This is a genomic window from Streptomyces sp. A18 (assembly GCF_059026065.1).
Genome location: NZ_JBWLKL010000007.1, coordinates 116,912 through 142,929, shown reverse-complemented (window position 1 = coordinate 142,929; position 26,018 = coordinate 116,912). Strand labels below are relative to the sequence as shown.

General features: G+C 71.4%; 19 protein-coding genes. 14 read left to right on the top strand and 5 right to left on the bottom strand.

Annotation, left to right across the window (positions count from 1 at the left end; genetic code table 11):
• Positions 1 to 23 precede the first annotated feature (23 nt).
• Positions 24 to 701, top strand: coding sequence for a TetR family transcriptional regulator (locus tag AC5P1C_RS14390; protein WP_493866178.1), 678 nt, complete (start codon positions 24 to 26; stop codon positions 699 to 701).
• A 4-nt stretch (positions 702 to 705) separates the two neighbouring features.
• On the opposite strand, the gene AC5P1C_RS14385 is transcribed toward AC5P1C_RS14390, so the two are convergent.
• Positions 706 to 1,491, bottom strand: coding sequence for a DeoR/GlpR family DNA-binding transcription regulator (locus AC5P1C_RS14385; RefSeq protein ID WP_493866177.1), 786 nt, complete (start codon positions 1,489 to 1,491; stop codon positions 706 to 708).
• Between the two features lie 221 nt (positions 1,492 to 1,712).
• On the opposite strand from AC5P1C_RS14385, the gene AC5P1C_RS14380 reads away from it, so the two are divergent.
• The 8 genes from AC5P1C_RS14380 to AC5P1C_RS14345 all read left to right on the top strand — a co-directional run bounded on the left by AC5P1C_RS14380 (position 1,713) and on the right by AC5P1C_RS14345 (position 12,413).
• On the top strand, positions 1,713 to 3,017 hold the full coding sequence (locus tag AC5P1C_RS14380; RefSeq protein ID WP_493866176.1) for an MFS transporter: 1,305 nt from the start codon (positions 1,713 to 1,715) through the stop codon (positions 3,015 to 3,017).
• A 24-nt stretch (positions 3,018 to 3,041) separates the two neighbouring features.
• Positions 3,042 to 4,592, top strand: coding sequence for an FGGY-family carbohydrate kinase (locus AC5P1C_RS14375; RefSeq protein WP_493866175.1), 1,551 nt, complete (start codon positions 3,042 to 3,044; stop codon positions 4,590 to 4,592).
• Entirely contained in the window at positions 4,585 to 6,099 is a 1,515-nt protein-coding gene (locus AC5P1C_RS14370; RefSeq protein WP_493866174.1) for an FGGY-family carbohydrate kinase, read from the top strand. The genes AC5P1C_RS14375 and AC5P1C_RS14370 overlap by 8 nt, the downstream gene beginning before the upstream one ends.
• Positions 6,096 to 6,746 (top strand): histidine phosphatase family protein, encoded by a 651-nt coding sequence (locus tag AC5P1C_RS14365; protein WP_493866173.1) that lies wholly within the window; start codon positions 6,096 to 6,098, stop codon positions 6,744 to 6,746. Before AC5P1C_RS14370 ends, AC5P1C_RS14365 begins: the two co-directional genes overlap by 4 nt.
• Positions 6,743 to 7,786 (top strand): 2-hydroxyacid dehydrogenase, encoded by a 1,044-nt coding sequence (locus AC5P1C_RS14360; RefSeq protein WP_493866172.1) that lies wholly within the window; start codon positions 6,743 to 6,745, stop codon positions 7,784 to 7,786. Before AC5P1C_RS14365 ends, AC5P1C_RS14360 begins: the two co-directional genes overlap by 4 nt.
• Positions 7,787 to 7,828: 42 nt before the next feature.
• On the top strand, positions 7,829 to 8,782 hold the full coding sequence (locus AC5P1C_RS14355; protein WP_493866171.1) for an oxygenase MpaB family protein: 954 nt from the start codon (positions 7,829 to 7,831) through the stop codon (positions 8,780 to 8,782).
• Positions 8,764 to 10,623, top strand: a complete 1,860-nt coding sequence (locus AC5P1C_RS14350; protein WP_493866170.1) for a serine/threonine-protein kinase — start codon at positions 8,764 to 8,766, stop codon at positions 10,621 to 10,623. The genes AC5P1C_RS14355 and AC5P1C_RS14350 overlap by 19 nt, the downstream gene beginning before the upstream one ends.
• A 239-nt stretch (positions 10,624 to 10,862) precedes the next feature.
• Positions 10,863 to 12,413, top strand: a complete 1,551-nt coding sequence (locus AC5P1C_RS14345) for a phytoene desaturase family protein (RefSeq protein ID WP_493866169.1) — start codon at positions 10,863 to 10,865, stop codon at positions 12,411 to 12,413.
• A 27-nt stretch (positions 12,414 to 12,440) separates the two neighbouring features.
• Here the strand turns inward: AC5P1C_RS14345 and AC5P1C_RS14340 are convergent, their stop codons facing one another.
• Entirely contained in the window at positions 12,441 to 14,273 is a 1,833-nt protein-coding gene (locus tag AC5P1C_RS14340) for a serine hydrolase domain-containing protein (RefSeq protein WP_493866168.1), read from the bottom strand.
• Positions 14,274 to 14,448: 175 nt separating this feature from the next.
• On the opposite strand from AC5P1C_RS14340, the gene AC5P1C_RS14335 reads away from it, so the two are divergent.
• Both AC5P1C_RS14335 and AC5P1C_RS14330 read left to right on the top strand, forming a co-directional pair.
• Positions 14,449 to 15,552, top strand: a complete 1,104-nt coding sequence (locus AC5P1C_RS14335; protein ID WP_493866167.1) for an NAD(P)H-dependent flavin oxidoreductase — start codon at positions 14,449 to 14,451, stop codon at positions 15,550 to 15,552.
• Positions 15,553 to 15,603: 51 nt separating this feature from the next.
• Positions 15,604 to 17,160 carry an acyl-CoA synthetase gene (locus tag AC5P1C_RS14330; RefSeq protein ID WP_493866344.1) on the top strand — a complete coding sequence of 519 codons (1,557 nt, stop codon included), beginning with the start codon at positions 15,604 to 15,606 and terminating at the stop codon, positions 17,158 to 17,160.
• A gap of 131 nt (positions 17,161 to 17,291) precedes the next feature.
• Here AC5P1C_RS14330 and AC5P1C_RS14325 read toward each other — a convergent pair whose 3' ends face one another.
• Positions 17,292 to 19,709, bottom strand: a complete 2,418-nt coding sequence (locus AC5P1C_RS14325) for a penicillin acylase family protein (protein WP_493866166.1) — start codon at positions 19,707 to 19,709, stop codon at positions 17,292 to 17,294.
• Between the two features lie 140 nt (positions 19,710 to 19,849).
• Between AC5P1C_RS14325 and AC5P1C_RS14320 the strand changes: the two genes are divergently transcribed.
• The gene (locus tag AC5P1C_RS14320) at positions 19,850 to 21,349 is read left to right on the top strand and encodes an acyl-CoA synthetase (protein WP_493866165.1); all 1,500 of its coding nucleotides are present in this window, start codon (positions 19,850 to 19,852) and stop codon (positions 21,347 to 21,349) included.
• 17 nt (positions 21,350 to 21,366) lie between these two features.
• Here AC5P1C_RS14320 and paaK read toward each other — a convergent pair whose 3' ends face one another.
• Complete coding sequence (paaK, locus tag AC5P1C_RS14315) at positions 21,367 to 22,653, bottom strand: phenylacetate--CoA ligase PaaK (RefSeq protein WP_493866164.1); 1,287 nt, start codon at positions 22,651 to 22,653, stop codon at positions 21,367 to 21,369.
• A 177-nt stretch (positions 22,654 to 22,830) separates the two neighbouring features.
• Here paaK and AC5P1C_RS14310 point away from each other — a divergent pair, with 177 nt between their 5' ends.
• A complete protein-coding gene (locus AC5P1C_RS14310; RefSeq protein ID WP_493866163.1) occupies positions 22,831 to 23,676 on the top strand; it encodes an alpha/beta fold hydrolase in 846 nt (281 codons plus the stop codon).
• Between the two features lie 64 nt (positions 23,677 to 23,740).
• Complete coding sequence (locus tag AC5P1C_RS14305) at positions 23,741 to 24,310, top strand: chorismate mutase (RefSeq protein WP_493866162.1); 570 nt, start codon at positions 23,741 to 23,743, stop codon at positions 24,308 to 24,310.
• 33 nt (positions 24,311 to 24,343) lie between these two features.
• Here the strand turns inward: AC5P1C_RS14305 and AC5P1C_RS14300 are convergent, their stop codons facing one another.
• A complete protein-coding gene (locus tag AC5P1C_RS14300; protein ID WP_493866161.1) occupies positions 24,344 to 25,957 on the bottom strand; it encodes an acyl-CoA synthetase in 1,614 nt (537 codons plus the stop codon).
• Positions 25,958 to 26,018: the final 61 nt, after the last annotated feature.

Genomic DNA, 26,018 nt, shown 5'->3' with positions numbered 1-26,018 from the left:
GAGAATCCGCCCTGAGGAGCCGCATGGCCGCCGCCGTCCCCCCGCCGTCCCCGCCCGTCAAGCGAACCCGGGACGCGGCCCGTACGCAGGGGGAGATCCTCGATGTGGCCACCGAGGAGTTCGCCCGCATGGGATACGCGGGGGCCAGAGTGGACGAGATCGCCGCCCGCATGCGGACGACGAAGCGGATGATCTACTACTACTTCGGCAGCAAGGACCAGCTGTTCACCGCGGTCCTGGAGCGTGCGTACAAGGTCATCCGGCACGAGGAGCAGCAGCTCGACGTCGGGCATCTGGACCCGGTCTCCGCCATCCGCCGCCTCGCCGAGCTGACCTTCGACCACCATGAGGCGCATCCGGACTTCATCCGGCTCGTCAGCATCGAGAACATCCACGAGGCGAAGCACATCGCCGCATCGCCGAGCCTCGCGTCCCTCAGCTCCCCGGCGATCGCCGTCATCGCCTCCATCCTCGAAGCCGGGCGCGAGCGGGGCGTGTTCACGGCGGAGGTGGACGCCGTCGACCTGCACGCGATGATCAGCTCGTTCTGCTTCTTCCGGGTCTCCAACCGTCAGACGTTCCGCACGCTCTTCGGCCGCGATCTCACCGAGGCGTCTCGCCGCGAGTACTACCGGACGATGCTGGGGGACATGGTCATCTCCTACCTGACCGCGGATCGCCCCGGCGCGGACGGCAGTTGACCCCTCACTGATCGCGGGCAGGCACCACCATCACCTCGGTGCCTGCCGCCCGCACCGCCCGCACCTGTTCCGCCGCCAGGCCGTCGTCCACGATCAGCAGATCGAAGTCCGTCAGCGGCGCGAGGGCGTACAGCCCGTCCTTGCAGAACTTGGTGTGGTCCGCGACAAGGACACGACGCGCCGCGCACTCCATCATCGCCCGCTTGACCTGCACCGTCTCCGGTGACGTGTGATAGCAGCGGCCGTTGGAGACGGCCGTCGTGGACATGAAGAGGACGTCGGCCCGAAAGGCGCGCACCGCGTCCGCGGTGTGCAGGCCCATGAACGCGTCGTACGCCGGGAAGTACGCGCCGCCCAGCGTGATCAGCGAGATGCCGGGTTCCTTCGCGAGCGTGGTGATGGCGGGCAGCGAGTTGGTGATCACGGTCAGCGGGGTGTGCTCGGTGGCCTGGTGCGCGAGGAGGAGACAGGTCGTGCTGTCGTCGAGCAGCACCGTCTGGCCCGGCACGAGCAGCGTCGCTGCGGCCCGCGCGAGGAGCTGCTTGGTCGGTGCCATGGTGGCCATGCGCTCCGCGACGCTGCCGTGGAACTGCGCCGACGGCAGCCCGGTCGCGCCGCCCCGCACCTTGCGCAGCCACCCCTGCGCCTGGAGGGCGTCCAGATCGCGGTGCGCGGTCATCAGACTGACGCGGAATTCTTCGGCGAGGTCCGCGGTGCGCACGAATCCGCGCCCGATGACGGCCTCACGCATCTGCCGCCGCCGCTCCTCCTGAGCCTCGACCCGGTCCATGTGGCACTCCCTCCGTGTGTGAGATCGCCGCGTTATGTTCGCATGGATTTAACGCATGCCGTCGAAGGAGTACGGCGTCCGCGAGCGGCTCCGGTTCGACGCAACACGGCAGGTCGCCACCCTGATGGGAAGATTCCGGACGCCATTGACGCGCCTTTCCGGCCGACGGTTCCATCGGCTCGTCCGTCCCTCCTGCCCCCGCCGCAGAAAGGGGAGAGTCGATGCCGACCCCTCCTCCGCGTTCGCTGATCACACGCCTGGGTATTCCGCCGACCCTCGCCTGGGGCTACCTCGGGCTGCTCCTCTTCATGATCGGAGACGGGGTCGAGTCCGGCTACCTCTCGCCCTACCTGATCGACGAGGGCATCTCGCAGCCCCGTGTGGCACTGCTCTTCACCGTGTACGGAGGCGCCGCGGCCATCGCCGCCTGGCTCTCCGGAGTCCTTTCCGACCTGTGGGGCCCGCGTCGTGTCATGTGGACGGGGCTCGGCATCTGGGGCGTCTTCCAACTGCTCTTCCTCGTCCTGGCGATCCCCATGACGAGCTATCCGCTGATGATGCTCGGGTACGGCCTGCGCGGCCTGGGCTACCCGCTGTTCGCCTACGGGTTCCTGGTCTGGATCGCCTCGGTGGCGCCGCGTGCCCGGCTCGGCACGGCCATGGGCTGGTTCTGGTTCGCCTTCACCGGCGGCCTGCCCACCCTCGGTTCGCTGGTCGCCAGCGGACTCATTCCGCAGATCGGCGCCTACGCCACGCTGTGGTCCGCGCTGGCCCTGGTGGCCGCGGGCGGCCTGATCGCCCTGCTCCTCGTCCGCGACGACCGGGGCGCGAAGCAGCCGCGGGGCGAGGGCGAGGGGCCGGTCGCCACGCTGCTCGGGAGCGTCACGGTCCTGTGGCGCAACCCCCGGGTCGGTGCGGGATCGCTCGCGCGGGTCATCAACACGGCCTCGCAGTTCGGCTTCTTCGTGATCATGCCGATCCACTTCACGAAGACCGTCGGCTTCAGCCTCACCGAGTGGCTGCACCTGCTCAGCGCGATGTTCGCGACCAACATCTTCGCCAACCTGCTGTTCGGCGTGGTGGGCGACCGGTTCGGCTGGCGCAGGACCATCGCCTGGTTCGGTGGCGCAGGCTGCGCCGTCAGCACGCTGCTGCTCTATTACGTGCCGAACGCGGCAGGCGACAACTTCCCGCTCGCACTGCTGGCCGCCGCCTTCTACGGGGCTACGCTGGCCGGATATGTACCGCTTTCGGCCCTCGTGCCCTCGCTGGAGCCGCGGCACAAGGGGCAGGCCCTTTCCGCGCTCAACCTGGGCGCGGGAGCCAGCACCTTCGTCGGCCCCGCGGTCGTCGCCGTCTTCGTCGGGCCGCTCGGTGTCACAGGGGTGGTCTGGATTTTCGCGGGGATGCATGCGGTGAGCACCGTGCTCGCACTCTTCCTGAAGCTGCCGGACGACGCGGCACCGGCACGAGCGGCCGACGTCTCCCCGGACGCCGCGCCCACCACCGCGTCGGCCCCGGCGTGACCCTGGCGTGAAAGGACCCACCTGATGTCCGTACTGACCATCGACGTCGGCACCACGATGATCAAGTCGGTCGTCTTCGACGACCAGGGCAAGGAGATCGCCGTCTCCCGGCTCGCCACCGAAGTCCTCCGGCCCCACCCCGGCTGGGCGGAGCAGGACATGGACGCCGTCTGGAACGCCGTCGTCCACACGGTCCGCAGCGTTCTCTCCGGCCTCGCCGACCCCGTCTGGCTGGTGTCCTTCACCGCCCAGGGCGACGGCGCCTGGCTGATCGACGAGGACGGCCGCCCCACGGGACCCGCGATCCTGTGGTCCGACGGCCGCGCCGGTGACCTGCTCTCCGCCTGGCAGCGCGAGGGCGTCCTCGAAGCCGCCTTCCGCCGCAACGGTTCGCTGACCTGCGCCGGCATGCCCAACGCCCTCTTCAGCTGGCTCGCCGCACACGACCCGGACCGCCTCGCGCGCTCCCGCACCTCGCTGACCGCCGCCGGCTGGCTCTTCCTGCGCCTCACCGGTGTCCGTGCCTGCGACGAATCCGATGCCTCCGCCCCGTTCCTCGACCACGCCACCGGGGACTACGACCCGCAGATCCTCGACCTGTTCGGCCTGAGGGCGTATCACCGGCTCCTGCCGACCGTCCTCGGCGAGTCCGAGCGGATCGCCGAGATCACCGGCGAGGCGGCGGGCCAACTGGGCCTCCCGGCAGGGCTGCCGGTCGTGATGTCCCCGTACGACATCGCCTCCACCGCCCGCGGCGTCGGCGTGGTCAACCCCGGCCAGGCGTGCAGCATCCTCGGCACCACCCTGTGCACGGAGATCGTCCGCACCGACGTGGACACCAGCGGCGAACCGTCCGGCATCAACATCGCCTACCGCGGCCGCGAGCGCGTCCTGCGCGCCTTCCCGACCCTCAACGGCGCCGAAGTGCTCGGCTGGGCCGCGCAGATGCTGGGCCTTGCCGGGCCGCCGGAGCTGGCGCGCCTCGCCTTCGAATCGGAGCCCGGCGCCCGCGGGCTCATCTTCCTGCCCTACCTCTCCCCGGCAGGCGAACGCGCGCCGTTCCTCGACCCGCACGCCCGCGGATCCTTCTGGGGACTGTCCCTCGAGCACTCCCGCGCCGACATGGCCCGCGCCGTTTTCGACGGACTCTCGCTGGTCCTGCGCGACTCACTGGCCGCGGCCCGTACGGACGTGAGCGAGCTGCGGCTGTGCGGCGGCGGCGCCAACAGCGACGCGTGGTGCGCGCTGATCGCCGACGCGACGGGCGTGCCGACCGCCCGCTCCGGCGACACCGAACTCGGCGCCAAGGGCGCCTTCCTCACCGGCCTCGTCCGCTCGGGCGCCGAGAGCAGCATGCACACCGCCGCCGCCAAATACGTGCGGATGCAGAGCAGTTGGGAGCCCGACCCGGAACGCGCGCAGTTCTACACCGCCCTGTACGAAGACTTCCTCGGCCGGCGGACCCTCGCCCGCGAGGCCGGCTGGCGGGGTGGCGCGATATGGCAGGGGAGCAGTGCCACCAGGCCGCACGACGGCGACGACGACCGCAACGACCCGGGAGAGATCCATGTCTGAGACCCGCCCCGCCGACCGCGTCCCAGGGCCCCTCGACGGCATCTGGCTCGGCCTCGACCTCGGCACCCAGAGCGCCCGCTGCGTAGCCGTCGACGGCACCGGGCAGACCCTCGCCGCCGCATCCCGGCCGCTGACAAGCCACCGCGACGGCGTACGCCACGAGCAGGACCCCGAGCAGTGGTGGACCGCGCTGTCCGCCGCCTGCCGCGAGGCCCTCGACGGACTCGACGCGCGACGGATCCGCGGGCTCGCGATCGACGGCACCTCCGGGACGATCCTGCTCGCCGACGCCGCGGGGCGCCCGCTCACCCCGGGCCTGATGTACGACGACGGGCGCGCCGCCGACGAGGCGGCCACCGTCAACGGGTCCGGCGCCGAGGTCTGGCGTGAGCTCGGCTACCGCAGCATGCAGCCGTCCTGGGCGCTGCCGAAGCTGCGCTGGCTCCTGGACCACCACCCCGCGGCGGCTGCATCCGGTGTCCGGCTCCTGCATCAGGTCGACCTGATCACCTGGCGGCTCGCCGGACATCAGGTCGCCGCCGACGCCAGCCATGCCCTCAAGACCGGCTACCACCTGGTCGAGGAGCGCTGGCCGGACAAGGTCATGGCCGAACTCGGCGTCCCCGAGGGCATGTTGCCCGACGTCGTACGCCCCGGAAGCGTCCTCGGCACCGTGTGCGCCGTGGCGGCGGAAGCCACCGGCATCCCCGAAGGCACCGCCCTCGTCGCCGGAATGACCGACGGCTGCGCCGCCCAGATCGGCGCCGGAGCCCTGGCACCCGGTGCCTGGAACTCGGTGCTCGGCACCACCCTCGTCCTCAAGGGCGCCGGCACACACCTGGTCCGCGACCCGGCGGGCGTCGTCTACTGCCACCGCGGACCGGGCGAGAGCTGGCTGCCCGGCGGCGCCTCCAGCAGCGGCGCGGGCGTCATCGCCCAGCACTTCCACGGCGAGAACCTGGACGCGCTCACCGAGCGGGCCGCCGCGCTCGACCCGGACGCGGTCGCCTACCCCCTGGTCTCCACCGGCGGCGAACGCTTCCCCTTCCGGGCCCCGGAAGCCGAACCCTTCATCCTCGGTCACGTTCCCGACCGCGCCACCGAGTTCCACGCCTACCTGCTCGGCGTCGCCTGCCTGGAGCGGCTCTGCCTCGACTACCTCGACCACCTCGGCGCCCCCGTCGACGGCCCGCTCACCCTCACCGGTGGCGGCGCCCGAAACCGCTACTGGTGCCGCCTGCGCGCCGAGGTCCTCGGGCGTCCCGTACGCCTGCCGGAACAGGCCGAGGGCGCCATCGGCATGGCGGTCCTCGCGGCCACCTCATCAGGGGTGAGCCTCCAGGACGCGGCGGCCGCCATGGTGCGGATCGGCGCCGAGATCCGCCCGTCGCAGGACCGCACCGACCGCTACCTGCCGCTCTACCTCCGCTTCATCGACGAACTCACCCGCCGCGGCTGGCTCGACCAGACCGTGGCCGACCACGCCCGCAGGAGGGCAGCGCAGTGACCGACTTCATCCTCGTACGCCACGGCGAAACCGCCTGGCACGCGGAGAACCGCTACGCGGGGCGCACCGATGTGCCCCTCACCGAGCACGGGCGCGAGCAGGCCGCCGCGCTCGCCCGGTGGGCCGTCTCCGCGCGGCTCACCGCCGTCTGGAGCTCCCCGCTCTCGCGGGCCCGGCTCACCGCCGCCCCCGCCGCCGACGCCTGCGGGCTCACCCAGCGGATCGACGAACGTCTCGTCGAACTCGACTTCGGTCAGGGCGACGGCCTGACCAGGGACGAGATGCGACAGCGCTTCCCGGAGCAGCTGGCGGCCTTCCTCGACGACCCGGTCGACAACCATCTGCCCGGCGGCGAGGACCCGCGCAAGGCCGCCGCACGCGCCGCCGAGTGCCTGGCCGACATCGCCCGCGAACAGCCGCACGGCAGAGTGCTCCTCGTCGCCCACTCCACCCTCGTCCGCGTCCTGCTCTGCCACCTCCTCGGCATCCCGCTCGCCGACTACCGCAGGGTCTTCCCGCGCCTCCTCAACGGCGCCCTCACGGAGATCCGCGTCGAGGACGGGCGGACCGCACTGCTTCGCCTCAACACCCCCGCGACGACCGAGCCCCCCGCCTTCCACCGACCTTCAGGGGAGACCCACCCATGAGCACCACCGTCCTCGCCGCCGGCAACCACTTCATCCGCCCGAGCCTGCTCACCGAGGCCGTGCGCGCCGCCGCCGGAGAGCTGCCGCTGGACGTACGCGAACTTCAATTCCCCTGGCCACACACGCCGTTCGGCCCGGTCGCCGAGGTCATCGAGGCATCCGGCAGCGAGGACGAGATGATCGAGGCGCTGCGGGGCGTGCAGGTCTGCGTCACCGAGCACGGCCCGCTCACCGAGCGCATCCTCGACAACTGCCCCGACCTCGAGCTCTTCTGCACCAGCCGCGGCGGCCCGGTCAACGCCAACCTCGAAGCCGCGACACGGCACGGCGTGGCGGTCTGCTACGCGCCCGGCCGCAACGCCACCGCCACCGCGGAACACACCCTCACCCTCATGCTCGCCGCCGCCCGCGGTGTCGGCGACACCCACACCGACCTGCGCAAGGGCACCTGGCGCGGCGACTACTACGACTACGACAACTGCGGCATCGAGATCGACGGCGCGACCGTCGGCCTGATCGGCTACGGCGCGATCGGCAGCCGGGTCGCCACGGTCCTGCACGCGATGGGCGCCGAAGTCCTGGTGCACGACCCGTACGTACGGCCCGATGCGCTGACGGGTGTCGCCGAACAGGTCTCGCTCGCCGGACTGCTCCGTCGCTCGCGCATCGTCTCCCTGCACGCCCGGGTCACCGACGAGACCAAGGGCATGATCGGCCGCGCGCAGATCGCCGCGATGCCCCGCGGCTCGATCCTGGTCAACTGCGCCCGCGGCGCGCTCCTTGACTACGAGGCCGCCTGCGACGCACTGGAATCGGGACACCTCGCGGGCGCGGGCTTCGACGTCTTCCCCGAGGAGCCGCTGCCCGCCGACTCCCGGCTCCTGACCGCCCCCGGCGTCGTCCTCACCCCGCACATCGCGGGCGGCAGCCAGCAGGTCGCGCACAAGGCGGCGAACATCGTGGCCGCCGAGGTCGGCCGCTACCTGCGCGGCGAGCCGCTGGAGCACTGCGCCAACCCCGAGGTCCTCAAGGCGGGTTGAGGGTGGCCTCGGCGGCGTAGCCTGCGACGAGGAGGTGGTTGTATGCGCGAGGCATCCTCATCGGAGCGGCCGACGGCGGCCGATCCGGGGCTGTTCGGACCCTCGTCCGTGACCTGGCAGATGCACGGCGACCCGATGATGTGGGTCGCCGGGATCCGCGCCCTGTATCTGCAGGCCCTGCACCCCCGCGCGGTCCGTGGCGTCATGCAGAATTCGGACTTCCGCAAGGACGCCTGGGGCCGCCTCATGCGCACCGCGAACTTCGTGGGCACCACCACGTACGGCACCACCGAGGTCGCCGAGCGCGCGGGAGCGCGCGTCCGCAAGATCCATACGATGCTCAAGGCCACCGATCCCGACACGGGGGAGCGGTACGGCGTCGACGAGCCCGCGCTGCTGCTCTGGGTGCACTGCGCCGAGATCGACTCCTATCTGCACGTCGCGCGCCGGTCGGGATTCCGCCTGACCGGCGAGCTCGCCGACCGGTACGTCGCCGAACACCGCGAGAGCGCCCGGCTCGTGGGCCTCGACCCCGCCGACGTACCGGCGTCGACCGCCGAACTCGCCGCGTACTTCGAGCGTGTGCGGCCCGAACTGGCCGCGGGCCCCGAGGCGCGCGACGTCGACGACTTCCTCCAACGCCCGCCGACCCACCCGCTGTTGGTCCCGGCGCGCGCCCTGCTGTGGCGGCGCGTGGCGAATCTGGCGTACGCCTCGCTGCCGCCGTACGCCCACGAGTTGTACGGCAGGGCGGCCCCGCCGCCCGTCACCGTGACCCGGCGGCTCGTCACCGCCGGCACCATCCTGCGCACCGTTCCCTCGCGTCTACGCTGGCAACTTCCGCCCAAGCACATTCTGCGCGCGATGGCCAGGCTGGGCCCCGGCGCACGGCCTGCCCCGTACAAACTCGACAGGCGGGCAGCCATACTGGACGGGCCGGGGAGGGCGAAGCGAGGCAACGGGGGCGACGGCGGGAGATGGCGGACACCAGGCTGATCCAGGGCCGGTACCGGCTACTGGACCTGATCGGGCGCGGCGGCATGGGCGAGGTGTGGCGTGCCCGCGATGAGTCCCTCGGGCGGAGGGTCGCGGTGAAGTGCCTCAAGCCGATGGGGCCGCAGCACGACCAGTCCTTCACGCGCGTGTTGCGTGAACGGTTCCGGCGAGAGGCACGCGTCGCGGCGGCGCTCCAGCACCGCGGAGTCACCGTCGTCCATGATTTCGGCGAGCACGACGGCGTCCTGTATCTGGTCATGGAGCTGCTCGAAGGGCGCAACCTCAGCCAGCTCCTGGAGGACAACAAACAGCATCCGCTGCCCGTCGCGGACGTCGTGGAGATAGCCGACCAGGTCGCGTCCGCGCTCGCGTACACCCATGAACAGGGCATCGTTCACCGGGACCTGAAGCCCGCCAACATCATGCGGCTCACGGACGGCACGGTGAAGATCTGTGACTTCGGGATCGCCCGGCTCGGTCACGACATCGGCTTCACCTCGCGCCTGACCGGCACGGGCATCGCGATGGGCACCCCGCACTACATGTCGCCCGAGCAGATCAGCGGCGCCCAGGTCGACCAGCGCAGCGACCTCTACTCCTTCGGGTGCGTGCTGTACGAGATCGCCACCGGGGCGCCGCCCTTCGACCTGGAGGACGCCTGGGCGGTGCTCGTCGGCCACCGCGACACGCCGCCCGAACCGCCGCGCAGCCACCGCGACGAGCTGCCCGAGTACTTCGAGAGGATCGTCCTCGACCTGCTCGCCAAGGAGCCTGACGAGCGGCCCGGTGACGCGCGCGAGCTGGGCCGCCGCATCGTCACGGGCCGCACGGTCCCCACGTACGTCCCGACCGTCGTCACCCCGCCCGTGCGCCGCCCGGAGCAACCGCCCTCGCATGAGCCCCGGCTGCCCTCGTGGACCCGCGGCATGACGACCGGGCACAAGGCGAACGGCGCCTCCGAGCTGCGGACCACGCCGCCCGACGCGGCGGCGGGTCTGACCGGCGAGTGGATCCCGCGCACCGACGCACGCCGGGCCAGGGCGCCGCGTCGGCCCGAACGCCCCACGCCGCCACCGGAAGTGGTCGCCACCCTCGTCAGCCGGCACAACGCGGGCCTGAGCCTGGGGCGCCTGGGCCGCTGGGCCGAGGCGGGCGAGGTGCACCGCGCGGTGGCCGCGGAGCGGGAGCACGCGCTCGGCCCCGACCACCCGGACACTCTCGCGAGCCGCTACGAAGTGGGCTTCACGCTCAGCCGCACCGGCCGCGCCGCCGACGCCCTGCGGGAGTACGGTCGCGTCGCCCAGGGCCGGGAGCGCACGCTCGGCCCGGAGCACCCCGACACCCTTGCCGCCCGCTATGAAGTGGGCATCAGCCTCGGCAGGCTCGGCCGCAGCGGTGAGGCCCTCGAGCTGTACCGCGACCTGATCGACGACCGCGCCCGGGTGAACGGCCCGGCCCACCCCGAGACCCTGCGCGCGCGGCACGGCCTCGGCGTGAACCTCGGCCGCCAGGGCCGCTGGGAGGAAGCCCTGGCCGAGGCCCGTGACGTCTGCGCGATCCGTGAGCGCGTCCTCGGCGGAGACCACCCGGACACCCTGGTCAGCCGCCGCGAGGTGGCCGTGGGCCTCGGCTGGCTCGGCCGCTGGGCGGACGCCCTCACCGAGTACCGCCGCGTCGCCGCCGCCCGCGAACAGGTCCTCGGCTCCGACCACCCCGACGCCCTGGCCAGCCGCAACGACGAGGCGCACTGCCTGGAACAGCTGGGCCGCGGCACCGAGGCGGTCGAGCTGTACCGCCGGGTGGCGGCCTTGCGCCAGCAGCGGGCGTCGGGAGGGCACTGACGCGCGGGGCGCGTTGTGCCGGGCGACTTCGGTGGATGGTCGACTGCCGACGCGTCGTGGCTGGTCGCGCCGTTCCTCGCGCCCCTTCGGGCGCTCCGGCAGCTGCAGGCGTCCGGGGGCACTGACTCGCGTGGGCGTCGAAGGCTGCCGACGCGTCGTGGCTGGTCGCGCGCACGCGGCGGAGCCGCATCTGTCACGGCCCGCGCCCCTTCGGGGCGCTCCACGTGCTACCAAGAGTCATGTCTCCTCGCGATCGATACGACGCCGTCATCGTCGGCGGTGGTCACAACGGCCTCGTCGCCGCCGCCTACCTTGCCCGCGCCGGACGCTCCGTCCTGCTCCTGGAGCGGCTCTCCGGCACCGGTGGCGCCGCCGTCTCCAGTCGCCCCTTCGCCGGGGTGGACGCCCGGCTCTCGCGCTACTCGTACCTGGTGAGCCTGTTGCCGCGGAAGATCGTGCGGGACCTCGACCTGGACTTCCGGGTGCGCACCCGCACCGTCTCCTCCTACACGCCGACCGAGCGCGACGGCAGCCCGGCAGGGCTGCTCGTCGGCGGGGGCGAGGCGCGCACGAGGGACGCGTTCGAGCGGCTCACCGGCGGCCCGCGCGAGTACGAGGCGTGGCGGGAGTTCTACGCCATGACGGGGCAGGTCGCCGAGCAGGTGTTCCCCACGCTCACCGAACCCCTGCCCACCCGCGAGGAACTGCGGCAGCGGGTCGGCGACGAGGCCGCCTGGCGCACGCTGTTCGAGGAGCCCATCGGCGCCGCCATCGAGGAGCGGTTCGCCGACGACCTGGTGCGCGGGGTGGTGCTCACCGACGCCCTCATCGGGACGTTCGCCGACGCCCACGACCTGTCGCTGCGGCAGAACCGCTGCTTCCTCTACCACGTCATCGGCGGCGGCACAGGCGACTGGAACGTGCCCGTCGGCGGCATGGGCGCGCTCACCGGCGCCCTCGCCGCCGCGGCCCGCGCGGCGGGCGCCGAGCTCGCCACGGACCACGAGGTCATCCGGATCGAGTCGGACGGGCGGAGCGCCGAGGTCACGTACCGTACGTCCGAGCGCGAGGCCACCGTCGCCGCTCGGCACGTCCTGGTCAACGCCTCACCGCAGGAGCTCGCCCACCTCGTCGGCGACCCGCCGCCCCCGCAGGCCGAAGGTGCCCAGCTCAAGGTCAACATGCTGCTCGAACGGCTGCCGCGGCTGCGCGACACCTCGGTCGACCCGCACGAGGCCTTCGCCGGGACCTTCCACATCGGGGAGGGGTACGGGGAGCTGGCGACCGCGTACGCCCAGGCCGCGTCCGGTGAACTGCCCGCCGCGCCGCCGTCCGAGATCTACTGCCACTCCCTGACCGACCCCAGCATCCTCGCCCCCGAACTCGTGGAGCGCGGCTGCCAGACCCTCACCCTCTTCGGCCTTCACACGCCCGCCCGTCTCTTCGCCGACGACAACGACGCCGTACGGGACGAGCTGTTGAAGTCGACCCTGGCGCAGTTGGACGCCCACCTGGCCGAGCCGATCGCCGACTGCCTGGCCACCGACACCGACGGCCGCCCCTGCATCGAGGCGAAGACCCCGCTCGACCTGGAACGCGACCTGCGCCTGCCCGGCGGCAACATCTTCCACCGCGACCTCGCCTTCCCCTACGCCCAGGACGACACCGGACGCTGGGGCGTGGAGACGCGGCACGCGAACGTCCTGCTGTGCGGTGCGGGCGCCGTGCGCGGCGGCGGCGTCAGCGGCATCCCCGGGCACAACGCCGCGATGGCCGCGCTGGGGGAGTGAGGGCCGCGCCTCCCCGGGGGAGGGCCCTCAGTCGGCCGAAGGGGCCCACCCCACTGCTTCCATGCGCGCCGCGTCGGCGGGCCGTGCCTCGTCGAAGGCCGTGCGGCCGCCGTCCTCGACCCGCAGCCCGTCGGCGTACGCGCCACGCCCCACGTAGAGTTGGTCCGTCGCGTACCGCCAGCGCAGCCGTACCTCGTCGCCCCGCAGTTCCGAGAGGTCCGCGGTCAGCCGGTGCCAGACTCGCCCCGACCAGCCGGAGGCCGTGCCGTCGGGGTGCTGTCTGCGGTCCGATCCCCTGTGCTCCGTGGTGAACGGCACCGGCTGCCACGTCGCGCCGTCGTCGCGCGAGGCCTCCAGGCGCAGCTGGTCCGAGCCCGGCTCGGTGTCCCACCACAGCGAACACCGCAGCCGTGCCCGGTCCGTGGTGAGGGTGAGCGGCGGCAGGGTGAGGGTGGCCGATGTCCCGTTCGCCATGCCGGAGAACCATGCGGTGCGTCCGCGTGCGGGACGTACGGGAACGGCGCGTGCCATGCGGTTCGCGGTGGCGACCCTGGGCGCCGAGCCGGAGCGCCAACTGCGCACCGGGTGGACCGAGTTGCCGAGGACGACGAGGAAGGAGTCGGTCGTCGGGTCGAGGACCAGGGACGTGCCGGTGAATCCCGTGTGGCCCGCGGTGCGCGGCGTCGCCATCGCGCCCATGTACCAGTGCTGGTAGAGCTCGAAGCCCAGGCCGTGCTCGTCGCCGGGGAAGTCGGTGTTGAAGTCGGTGAACAACAGGTCCACCGAATCGGCGGAGAGGATGCGGGAGCGGCCGTAGACCCCGCCGTTGAGCAGGGTGCGGGCGAGGATCGCGAGGTCCCAGGCGCAGGAGAAGACGCCCGCGTGCCCGGCGACCCCGCCGAAGCCGAAGGCGTTCTCGTCGTGTACCTCGCCCCACACCATGCCGCGTTCGAGGCCCGACCAGGGCAGGCGGGCGTCCTCGGTGGCGGCGATCTTCGGCTGCCAGGACGCGGGCGGGTTGTAGCGAGTGCGGTGCATCCCGAGCGGAGCAGTGATCTCGTCGTGGAGCAGTGCATCCAACTGACGACCTGTGATCTCTTCGAGGACCAGCTGGAGCGAGATCAGGTTCAGGTCCGAGTAGAGGTACTTGGTGCCGGGCGGGTTGAGCGGCGCCTCGTTCCAGATGAGACGCAACTGGCCTTCGCGCGTGGGCTCCTTGAAGAGGGGGATCCAGGCGCGGAAGCCCGAAGTGTGCGTGAGGAGCTGCCGGACGGTGATGTCCCGCTTGCCCGCGCCCCCGAAATCGGGGAGGTACGAGGCCACCTTCGCCTCAAGCTCCAGCTTGCCCCGCTCGATCTGCTGCACCGCGAGCAGCGAGGTGAACAGCTTGGAGACGGAGGCCAGATCGAAGACCGTGTCCTTGGCCATCGCGATCTGCCGGTCGGCGGGCAGCTCGACGCCGGTGTCGGTCTTCTCGTCGTACGCCGAATAGCGCACCGCCTTGCCGATGGGCTGGTGCAGCGCGACCGTGCCGCCGCGGCCCGCGAGCAGGACGGCGCCCGCGTACCAGGGGTGCTTGGGGGACGGGCCGAGGAACTGCTCGGCGTCGGCCACCAGTTGCCGCAGATGGCCGGCGAGCAGCCCGGCCCGCTCGGGGCTGCCGGGCCGCAGGGTCGGGCGCCCGCCGCCGTTCACGGACCCCGCCGCCGCGGCGGGCCCCGCGGGGAACGGGACCAGCGCGAGCGCACCGCCCAACGCCGCGACCCGCGCGCCCAGTTGGCGTCGGCTCAGGCCGCCGTCCGCTCTGCCGGACGCTCCGCCACCGGCTCTGTCCGACGCCGCCCCGCTGTCCTCGGCCATGACCGTGCCCCCTCCTGGAACTCTCCTGAGTTGAAATTATCTTTCGGGATCACAAGAGACTGCTGAAACTTTCATGTCAGCGCCCGGCCCTGTCAACCACAGGCGTCCGCCAAAGATCTGACACTGCATCAGAAAATCTCTTCCGTCGTCCGGACGGCTGCGGCATCCTGCGCCCATGCAGACAGATCTGAGCAGGAAACTGGGGATCGAGCACGCCATCTTCGGCTTCACGCCCTTCCCTGCGGTGGCCGCCGCCATCAGCAGGGCGGGCGGATTCGGTGTGCTCGGTGCGGTCCGCTACACGGCGCCCGACGAGCTGGCCCGGGATCTCGACTGGATGCAGGAGCATGTCGACGGCCGTCCCTACGGACTCGATGTGGTCATGCCCGCGAAGAAGGTCGAGGGGGTGAGCGAGGCCGACGTCGAGGCGATGATCCCCGAAGGGCACCGGCAGTTCGTCAAGGACACTCTCGGCAAGTACGGCGTACCCGAACTCGCCGAAGGTGAGGCCTCCGGCTGGCGCATCACCGGGTGGATGGAGCAGGTCGCCCGCAATCAGCTCGACGTCGCGTTCGACTACCCGATCAAGCTGCTCGCCAACGCGCTCGGCTCACCGCCCGCCGACGTCATCCAGCGCGCCCACGAGAACGACGTCCTGGTGGCCGCTCTGGCGGGCAGCGCACGGCACGCGCGCAAGCACGCGGAAGCGGGCATCGACATCATCGTCGCGCAGGGCTACGAGGCGGGCGGCCACACCGGTGAGATCGCCTCCATGGTCCTGACGCCCGAAGCCGTCGAGGCCGTCGCGCCGTTGCCGGTCCTCGCCGCCGGCGGCATCGGCAGCGGAGAGCAGATCGCCGCCGCGTTCGCGCTCGGCGCGCAGGGCGCGTGGCTCGGCTCCCTCTGGCTCACCACGACGGAGGCCGACCTGCACTCGCGGGCGCTCACCGAGAAGCTCCTGGCGGCGGGTTCGGGCGACACGGTCCGCTCGCGCGCCCTCACGGGCAAGCCCGCTCGCCAGTTGCGCACCGAGTGGACCGACGCCTGGGACGACCCGGACGGACCCGGCACGCTGCCCATGCCGCTGCAGGGACTCCTCGTCGCCGAGGCGGTCTCACGCATCCAGAAGTACGAGGTCCAGGCGCTGCTCGGCACGCCCGTCGGGCAGATCGTCGGCCGGATGAACAGCGAACGCAGCGTCCAGGCCGTCTTCGACGAGCTGACCCGCGGCTTCGAGCGCGCCATCGACCGCGTGAACCGCATCGCCGGACGCCACTGACGCGCCGGACGCGACTGACGAGACGACGGAGGAGAGGTCCTTATGAGCAGCATGCCGGGCAGCACGCCCCCCAACGGCTTCTGGGCGCAGGCCGAAGCGGACCCGGACCGCACGGTCCTGACCGCGCCCGACGGCGAGGAGTGGACCGCGCGGCGCCTGCACGCGGCGACCAACCAACTCGTCCACGGGCTGCGCGCCGCGGGCCTGCAGCGCGGTGACGCCTTCGCCGTCGTGCTGCCCAACGGCGTCGAGTTCCTCACCGCGTACCTGGCGGCCTCGCAGGCCGGTCTCTATCTCGTCCCGGTCAACCACCACCTGGTCGGACCCGAGATCGCCTGGATCGTCGCCGACTCCGGCGCCAAGGTGCTCATCGCCCACGAGCGGTTCGCGGGGGCGGCGACGCACGCCGCCGACGAGGCGAAACTCCCGGCCACGCACCGGTACGCCGTGGGAGACCTACTCGGCTTCCGCCCCTACGCCGAACTCCTCGCCGGACAGCCGGAGTCCGCGCCGGACGCGCGCACCCTCGGCTGGGTCATGAACTACACATCGGGCACGACGGGACGCCCGCGCGGCATCAGGCGCCCGCTCTCCGGCAAGCTCCCCGAGGAGTCCTACCTCGGCGGCTTCCTCGGCATCTTCGGCGTCAAGCCCTTCGACGGCAACGTCCACCTCGTCTGCTCGCCGCTCTACCACACCGCGGTGCTCCAATTCGCGGGCGCCGCCCTGCACATCGGCCACCCGCTGGTCCTGATGGACAAATGGACGCCCGAGGAGATGCTCCGCCTCATCGACACGTACCAGTGCACGCACACCCACATGGTGCCGACCCAGTTCCACCGTCTCCTCGCGCTGCCGGACGCGACGAAGGCCGCGTACGACGTGTCGTCCATGCGCCACGCCATCCACGGCGCCGCGCCCTGCCCCGACCACGTCAAGCGGGCGATGATCGAGTGGTGGGGCGAGTGCGTCGAGGAGTACTACGCGGCCAGCGAGGGCGGCGGCGCCTTCGCCACCGCGCAGGACTGGCTCAAGCGCCCCGGCACCGTCGGCAAGGCCTGGCCCATCAGCGAACTGGCCGTCTTCGACGACGACGGCAACCAGCTGCCGCCCGGTGAACTCGGCACGGTCTACATGAAGATGAGCACCGGCGGCTTCTCGTACCACAAGGACGAGTCGAAGACGAAGAAGAACCGCATCGGCGACTTCTTCACGGTCGGCGACCTCGGCGTCCTGGACGAGGACGGCTATCTCTACCTCCGCGACCGCAAGATCGACATGATCATCTCGGGCGGGGTCAACATCTACCCCGCCGAGATCGAGTCAGCGCTGCTCACTCACCCCGCCGTCGCGGACGCCGCCGCGTTCGGCATCCCGCACGACGAGTGGGGGGAGCAGGTCAAGGCGGTCGTGGAGGTCGCGGAGGGCCACGCGGCGGATGACGCACTCGCCGCCGAGATCCTCGCCCACTGCGAGCGCCAACTCGCGGGCTACAAACGCCCGAAGAGCGTCGACTTCATCGAGGTCATGCCGCGAGACCCGAACGGCAAGCTCTACAAGCGAAGGCTGCGGGAGCCGTATTGGGAGGGACGGGAGCGCGCCGTGTAGCGCAGCCAAGGAGCGCCCCGAAGGGGCGCGGGGAACTGCGCGCCCAGCCTCCACGGACGTGCGGGTGGACACGCATCGGGCCACCGGCGTCGACCTCGACGCCGGTGGCCCGATGCACGGCCGTCGAGTCCTCACCGCTGGCGGACCTTCACCACCCGCAGCTTCGGATCACTCAAGATGTCCCTCTCGCAGAACCGCGAGGTGACCCAGCGCTCACCGGAGTACAACCGCGTCTGATCGCGGTAATGCGGCGAGTTCGGGTTCGACGACTGCGAGTAGGTGAGGAGCGTGCGCGCCTTCGGGCAGTGGCTCTTGTCCCACCCGACCGCCTGGATGTGGCTCGAACCGTGGGCGACCTCGGTATAGCCGCCGCCCTTCGCGTCCCAGACCGGCTCGACCTTGTTCCACACACCGATCGACTCCGTGCCGCCATGGATCGGCAGCCGCTCCGAGCCGCGTACGACGAACTGGTTCTTGCCCAGCGGCGCGTCGAGCGCGATGCCCGCCCCGTTCAGCTCCGCCACCGCGTCGGCCAGCGCGGTCGCGAAGCCCGGCGCGTCCGTGTTGAGGGTGTTCGGGGTGCGCACCGGGTCGGCGGCCGAGAACGGCACCTTCCACAACTGGGTGTTCGGCACGGCCGCGACGAGCCCCCGCCAGAACCGGTCGAAGAGCAGGGCTCCCTTGCTGTCCGTATTCATGCTGTGGTCCCAGGACTTGAGGGCGTCACAGGCCTTGCGTACGTCGACGGCCCTGCCGTCGCTGCCGGTTGCCGTTCCCCCGGGCAGTGCGGCGCACGCGCGTGCCGCGTCGTCGACGGCGAGGTCGCCCGCGGGCGCCCGGTTCGCGAACTGCTGCTTCTGGAGGTCCTTGACCGTCAGATCACCCTCCTTCGCCATCGCCGCGACATCCTCGATGGCGCCGCGCGTGCGCATGGAGCGCTGCGTGCCGATCGTCCCGAAGATCCGCTCGTAGCCCGTGATGGGCCGGTCCGCATTCGTGAGCCAGGCACTGTCGTTGGAGTTCTCGGCGTACGGGGCGTCCTTGAGCGTGGGCATCTTCGACGGGCCGAAGATGCCGGGCTGGACCGCGTCCTTGTCCGAGCCGATGGCGCAGGCGCCGCGCGAGCCGTCCAGCACGGCAACGCCGGACGCCGGATACGTCACCTTGCCCAGGTCCGTGGAGCAGCGCTCGGCCAGGTCGTCGGTGATGCGGGGCAGCACCTGCGACTGGCTGAGCAGCGAGTGGCCCCCGCGGTCCGCGGCGATGGTGTTGACCCACGGCAGGCCCTGCGTGTCGCGCAGGGACTTCAGGATGCCCTCGGTGGAGCGGGCCTTGCCGAAGCCGAGGTCGGTGTCGCTGCCGCGCAGGTTCGTGGCGTTGGGGTCGTTCAGGGCGTACGCCGTCGTCGCCGTCCACGGCAGCGGGAGCTGCGCGCTGAGCCCGGTGGTGACGGGGCCGTACCGGGTCCACCACTGGGTGCGGGTCACCGGGGCGCCGTCCTTGACCGGCACCTCGACCGTCCGCTTCGTCATCTTCTCCCGCTTGCCGTCCACCAGATAGGTGGTCGGGTCGGCCGGATCCAGCGTGAGCTGATGCAGGTTGAGGGTCACGCCGGTCGCCACCGTGTGGCTCCACGCCACATCGCGGTTGAAGCCGATGTTGACGACGCTCGTGCCGAGCAGCGAGCCGCCGGAGACGTTCAGCTCGCCGGGGATGGTCTGCTGCGACTGCCAGAAGCGGCGGCCGCCCTGCCAGGGGTAGTGCGGATTGCCGAGCAGCAGACCCTTGCCGTTCGCGGTGGTCCTGCCGCCGAACGCGACGGCGTTGGAACCCATGACGGCCTCGTCGGCCGAGAAGAGCTCGCGCGCCTCCTTGGCCGTGCGCTCGGGATCCGGCGCGCGGTCCGGTGTCGTCGCGCCCGGCGGCTGCGCGGCGGTGATGCCGTCGATGCCGCGCCCCTGGCCGCCGAGGACCTGGACGGCGAAGCCCTGCCGCGCCACGTCCAGGGAGGTGATCGGGCGCAGCCACTTGGCGCCCTTGCAGGCCGGGTCGGTGACGCGGTTCTGCTTCAGCCAGGCGTTGTAGCCCGCCGCGAAGCCGTGCATCAGCTTCTTGGACGTGGCGCTCGGCCCCGCGGGGGCGGGCTGCTTGAGGAGCTTCTCCACCGTGCGGGTGTCGCGGACCCCGCCGAAGTAGAGGTCGCTGGAGAGGTTCGTGGTGGCCGAGGAGAGCGAGCCGTCCGCCTTGCCGTCACGGCCGAAGTAACGTGACCGTTCCCCGCGCACGGTCACATATCCCTCGGCGAGGGTGCACACCTGGTCGGCGGCCTGCGCCCAGCCGGTGCCGAAGCCCAGGTTCTCGTAGTCCTTGGCCACGATGTGCGGAATGCCGTACTCGGTGTAGCGGACGGTCGCGGACAGACCGCCGCCCGACGGGCGGTCGTCGCGCGCCTGAGCCGCGCCGGCGGTGGTGGCGGACGACGGCAGGAGGGCCGTGGCGGTCAGCAGGCTGATGCCGAGGGCCGTCAGGCGTCTGGAGCGGGTACGCATTGGTGCCTCCCAACTGGAGTGAGGGAAGGGGCGGTTGAGCATACCAATCGGTATGTCACTTGATCGAGTGCCGGGACCGGCCAGTTCGTGCCGCGTCCGGATCCTTGACCGCCGCGAGGCGCGCGGCACAGGATCACGCCATGACGGGTGTACGCGGAAATACGGTTGACGGGGTCCTGCGGCGGAGCGCGCGGCGCGTACCGGGGCGAGTGGCTCTGCGCTACGGGGAGCGGGTCTGGACGTACGCGGAACTCGACACGGCCGTGTCGCGTGCCGCCCAGGTGCTGCGCGAGGAGGGTCTCGGCCACGGTGACCGCGTCGGCGCCTACGCCCACAACTCGGACGCCTACCTCATCGGCTTCCTGGCGTGTTCGCGAGCAGGCCTGGTCCATGTGCCGGTCAACCAGAACCTCGTCGGCGACGACCTGGCGTACATCGTGGGCCAGTCGGGCAGCTCGCTGGTCCTCGCCGACCCAGACCTCGCCCCGCGCCTTCCCGGCGATGTGCGCGTCATCGCCCTCCGCGACACGGACGACTCCCTGCTCGCGCGGCTCCCGGGTGCGATGGCGTACGACGGTGAGGAGCCCGGCGCGGACGACCTCGCCCAGTTGCTCTACACCTCCGGCACCACCGCAGCGCCACGAGGCGCGATGATGACGCACCGCGCCCTCGTGCACGAGTACGTCAGCGCCATCACGGCCCTCGACCTCAAGGAGACGGACAAGCCTGTCCACTCGCTGCCGCTCTACCACTCGGCACAGATGCATGTCTTCCTCTTGCCGTACCTGGCCGTGGGCGCCGAGAACACCATCATCGACGCGCCCGACGCCGAGCGGATCTTCGACCTCGTCGAGGCGGGCCGCGCCGACAGCCTCTTCGCGCCGCCCACCGTGTGGATCGGCCTCTCGAACCATCCCGGCTTCGCCACCCGCGACCTCGGAGCCCTGCGCAAGGCGTACTACGGGGCGTCGATCATGCCGGTGCCCGTCCTGGAGCGGCTGCGCGAACGGCTGCCGTCACTCGGTTTCTACAACTGCTTCGGGCAGAGCGAGATCGGCCCTCTCGCCACGGTCCTCGGGCCCGACGAGCACGAAGGGCGGATGGACTCCTGCGGGCGGCCCGTCCTGTTCGTCGAGGCGCGGGTCGTGGACGAGCGCGGCCTCGAGGTGCCCGACGGCACACAGGGCGAAGTCGTCTACCGCTCACCGCAGTTGTGCGAGGGCTACTGGGACAAGCCCGAGGAGACCAAGGAGGCCTTCCGCGACGGGTGGTTCCACTCCGGGGACCTCGCCGTGCGGGACGAGGAGGGCTACTTCACGGTCGTCGACCGGGTGAAGGACGTCATCAACTCCGGTGGCGTCCTCGTCGCGTCCCGCCAGGTAGAGGACGCGCTCTACACCCACGATCGCGTCGCGGAGACGGCCGTGATCGGCCTGCCGGACGAGCGCTGGATCGAGGCGGTCACCGCCGTCGTCGTACGCAACGGAGACGTCAGCGAGGCCGAACTCATCGACCACGCACGCGAGAAGCTCGCCCACTTCAAGGCGCCGAAACGGGTCCTGTTCGTGGACGAGCTGCCGCGCAACGCGAGCGGGAAGATCCTCAAGCGGGAGCTGCGGGACCGTTTCAGCGCGTCATAGGCGCTGCTTGCCGGTCTCTACTTGTCCCGCAGGTCCACGATCCGCTTGAACTTGCCCACCGACCGCTCGATCGTCTCCGGATCGACGATCTCGACCGCCACCGAGACGCCGATGCCGTCCTTCACCGCCGTCGCGATCTCCCGGGCCGCCGCCTCGCGCCGCTCGGGAGTCGTGTCCGCGCGGGACTCGGCCCGCACCGTCAGCGCGTCCATGCGGCCCTGGCGGGTCAGGCGCAGCTGGAAGTGCGGTGCGACGCCCGGCGTGCGCAGGACGATCTCCTCGACCTGGGTGGGGAAGAGGTTCACGCCGCGCAGGATCACCATGTCGTCCGAGCGACCCGTGATCTTCTCCATCCGGCGGAACGTCCGCGCCGTGCCGGGCAGGAGGCGGGTCAGGTCGCGGGTGCGGTAGCGGATGACCGGCATGGCTTCCTTGGTCAGGGACGTGAAGACCAGCTCGCCGCGCTCGCCGTCCGGGAGCACCTCGCCGGTGATCGGGTCCACCACCTCCGGATAGAAGTGGTCCTCCCAGATGTGCAGGCCGTCCTTCGTCTCCACGCACTCCTGGGCGACACCGGGGCCGATGACCTCGGAGAGCCCGTATATGTCGACCGCGTCGATCGCGAACCGCTCCTCGATCTCGCGGCGCATCTCCTCCGTCCACGGCTCGGCGCCGAAGATGCCGACCTTCAGGGAGGTCGTGCGCGGGTCGACGCCCTGGCGCTCGAACTCCTCCAGGAGCGTCAGCATGTACGACGGGGTCACCATGATGATCTCGGGGCGGAAGTCCTGGATCAGCTGGACCTGGCGCGCCGTCATGCCGCCGGACGCGGGAATCACCGTGCAGCCGAGCCGCTCCGCGCCGTAGTGCGCGCCGAGGCCGCCGGTGAACAGGCCGTATCCGTACGCCACATGGACCTTGTGCCCGGGACGGCCGCCCGCCGCGCGGATCGAGCGGGCGACGACGTCCGCCCACATCGACAGGTCCTGCTCGGTGTAGCCGACGACCGTGGGCCGCCCCGTGGTGCCGCTGGACGCGTGCAGGCGCCGCACCTCGGACTGCTCGACCGCGAACATCCCGAAGGGGTAGTTGTCCCGCAGATCCGTCTTGGCCGTGAACGGGAATCGGGCCAGGTCGGCGAGCGAACGGCAGTCGTCGGGGCGCAGACCCGCCTTGTCGAACGCCGCCCGGTAGAAGGGCACGTTCTCGTACGCGTGCAGCAAGGTGTCCTGGAGGCGCTCCAGCTGCAGGGCCTCGAGTTCCTCGCGCCCGAGTCGCTCCGCGGCGTCCAGCATGGCCGTCATAGAGGGGTACTCCCGTCCCAAACGGGCGACCGATCATTCGGTCGTGGATCTTCTGTCGAGGTCAGTAATCCAGCCCCGGAGGCGGCCGTCAAGAGATCGCGCAGTGCCGCATGGAGCTGGAGCGCCGCGGCAGAACGGCATTGTCCGGGCGCGGCGCGAGATGTGATGATCACCCCCATGCCGACTTTCACCGCGTACGACGGAACCGAGCTGGCCTACCACGAGAAGGGCGAGGGCGAGCCGCTGCTCTGCGTGCCCGGCGGTCCCATGCGGGCCTCCGCCTACTTCGGCGATCTCGGCGGCCTGACGGCGCACCGCCGCCTGATCCTGCTCGACCTGCGCGGCACGGGCGACTCCGCGGTGCCGGCCGACCCGGCGACGTACCGCTGCGACCGGCAGGTGGACGACGTCGAGGCGCTGCGCGAGCATCTGGGCCTCGAAGAAGTCGACCTGCTGGGCCATTCGGCGGCGGGCAACATCGCCACGATGTACGCGGCCCGCCACCCCAAGCGGATCCGCCGCCTCGTCCTGATCACACCGGCCACGCAGTCGCTCGGCCTCACGCTGGACGCGGGGGATCACCGTGCCGCCGCGCTGCTGCGCAAGGACGAGCCCTGGTACCCGGCCGCCGAGGCCGCGCTGAAGGAGATCGAGGCCGGGCGCAGCCCTCTTGAGGTATGGGACGCGATCGTGCCCCTGGCCTACGGCCGCTGGGACGACGCGGCGCGGGCGCACCAGGCGGCGAGCGCGAGGGAGAAGAACGCGCAGGCGGCCGCTCTCTTCTACGGGGACGGGGCCCTCGACCCGCCCGCCACGCGCGAGGCCCTCGCCGGTCTTGCTGCGCCGGTGCTCGTCCTCGCGGGGGAGTACGACGGTGCGCCCAACCCCGCGCACGCGCAGGAGTTCGCCGGGTACTTCCCGGGCGGGGTGCGGCAAGTGCAGCCGGGTGGTGGGCACTTCCCCTGGCTCGACGATCCGGAGTGGTTCGCGCGGCGCGTGGCAGGATTCCTTGCGCAGGACTAGGACTACCGAGGAGAACACAGTGCGTCTTACCTCGTCCGCGGGGCGTTGGTTCACCGCTGGAGCCGTGAGCGTGGCTCTGCTGGCCGGGAGCGCGGGCGTCGCCGTCGCCGCTCCGCCGCAGCGGTCCGTGGCCGCCGCCCCCGCGGGGGCGTACGCCCGCCTCCATCCGCTGGTCGATCTCGCCGCCCGGCGTCTTGCCACCGCCGATCTTGTCGCCGCCGCGAAGTACGGCACGGGCAGCCCCATCGACGACCCGGCCCGGGAGCAGCAGGTGCTCGACGACGTCGCGCACCGGGCGCGGGAGCTCGGCGCCGACCCCGAGGCGACCGTGCGGATCTTCCGGGACCAGATCGAGGCCAACAAGGTGGTGCAGCGGGAACTGCACCGGCGGTGGGACGCGGACCCTTCGCAGGTGCCTGCCGAGAAGCCGGACCTCGGGGAGGTCCGTGAGGAGATCAATCGGGTGAACGGGGAGTTGGTGCGGGGGATCGCCGACTCCGCGTCGGCGCGCTCGGCTCCGTCCTGCCGTGGGCTTGTGGCCGTAGCGGGCGTAAGGGTACGGGGTGAGCGGCAGCTTGACGTGCTGCACAGCGTGGCCCTGGGGCGGGCGTTGCCGTCTGTCTGCGCGAGGTGACCGCCCTTCTGGGCCACCGCATCCGGGCGGCGGTCAGCCCTTCGCCGCCACCGCCTTCGCCCACCGGTAGTCCGCCTTGCCGCTCGGTGAGCGTTGGATCTCGGTGGTGAAGACCACGGCTCGGGGGATCTTGTAGCCGGCGAGGCGGGCGCGGCAGTGGGTCTGGATGGCTTCGAGGTCCAACTGGAGTGCGCCGTCCCGCAGTTGGACCACCGCGGCCACGCGGTTGCCCCAGCGCTCGTCGGGGACTCCGGCCACCAGCGCGTCGTACACATCCGGATGTGACTTCAGCGCCTGCTCGACCTCCTCCGGATACACCTTCTCGCCACCGGTGTTGATGCACTGCGAGCCGCGTCCGAGGACGGTCACTATGCCGTCCTCGTCCACCGTCGCCATGTCGCCGAGCAGCACCCAGCGCTCCTCGCCCTTCTGGAAGAAGGTCTCCGCGGTCTTCGCCGGGTCGTTGTAGTAGCCGAGCGGTACGTGGCCGCGCTGGGCCAGACGGCCCACCACGCCCACCGGCACCGGATCGTGGGTGACCAGATCCACCACCTGCGTCCGTTCGTTGACCTCCAGACGGAAGCCCTTCTCCGGGCCGGAGTCGTCCGTCGCCTTGCCATTGGAGCCCGACTCGGACGAGCCGAAGTTGTTCAGGAGCAGGACGTTCGGGGCCAGTTCCTGGAACTGGGCGCGCACCGTCTCCGACATGATCGCCCCGGAGGACGAGACGCTGAACAGCGACGACAGGTCGGTGCCCTTGAGCGGGCCGTGCAGGGCGTCGATCAGGGGCCTGAGCATCGCGTCGCCCACCAGCGACACGCTGGAGACCTTCTCGCGCTCGATGGTCCTGAGCACCTCCTCGGGGACGTACTTGCGGTGAATGGCCACCCGCTGCCCGTAGTTGAAGGCGATGAACGACGTCAGCGTCGACGTGCCGTGCATCAGCGGGGGAGCGGGGAAGAACGTGATGCCGGGTCCGCCCGCCGCGACGCGCTCCGCCAGTTCCTCGGGTCGCTTGACCGGCTCGCCCGCGGGTTCGCCGCCGAAGAGCCCGGCGAAGAACAGGTCCTCCTGGCGCCACATGACGCCCTTGGGCATACCGGTGGTGCCGCCGGTGTAGATGATGAACAGGTCGTCGGCCGAGCGCGCCGCGAACCCGCGCTCCTGCGCACCCGCCGCCTCCGCCTCGGAGAAGGCCACCACGTCGAGCGCGGGCGCGTCGGCCGGCGGGGTCCCCACCCGCACCAGATGCCGCAGCTTCTCCGTGCGCGGCTGCGCCGCCGCGACCCGCTCGGTGAATTCCGCGTCGAACACGAGCGCGGCGAGGTCCGCGTCGCGGTAGAGGTAGACCAACTCCTCTTCCACATAGCGGTAGTTGACGTTGACCGGCACCAGGCGTGCCTTGAGGCAGGCGAGCACCGTCTGCACGTACTCGACGCCGTTGTAGAGGTGGAGCCCCAGATGTTCGCCGGGTTCGAGGCCGCTGTCGATCAAGTGGTGCGCGAGGCGATTGGCGGCCCGGTCGAGTTCGGCGTACGTCAGCCTGCGTTCCGCCCCGGTTCCGGGGTGATCGATGTACACGAGCGCCTCGCGGTCGGGGACCACGTCGACGACCGACTCGAACAGGTCGGCAAGGTTGTACTCCACCGCTCCTCCTGACCCCGGCGTCATCTCTTCTGGCGGTCATCAGAGCAGAGGCCCTCACAAG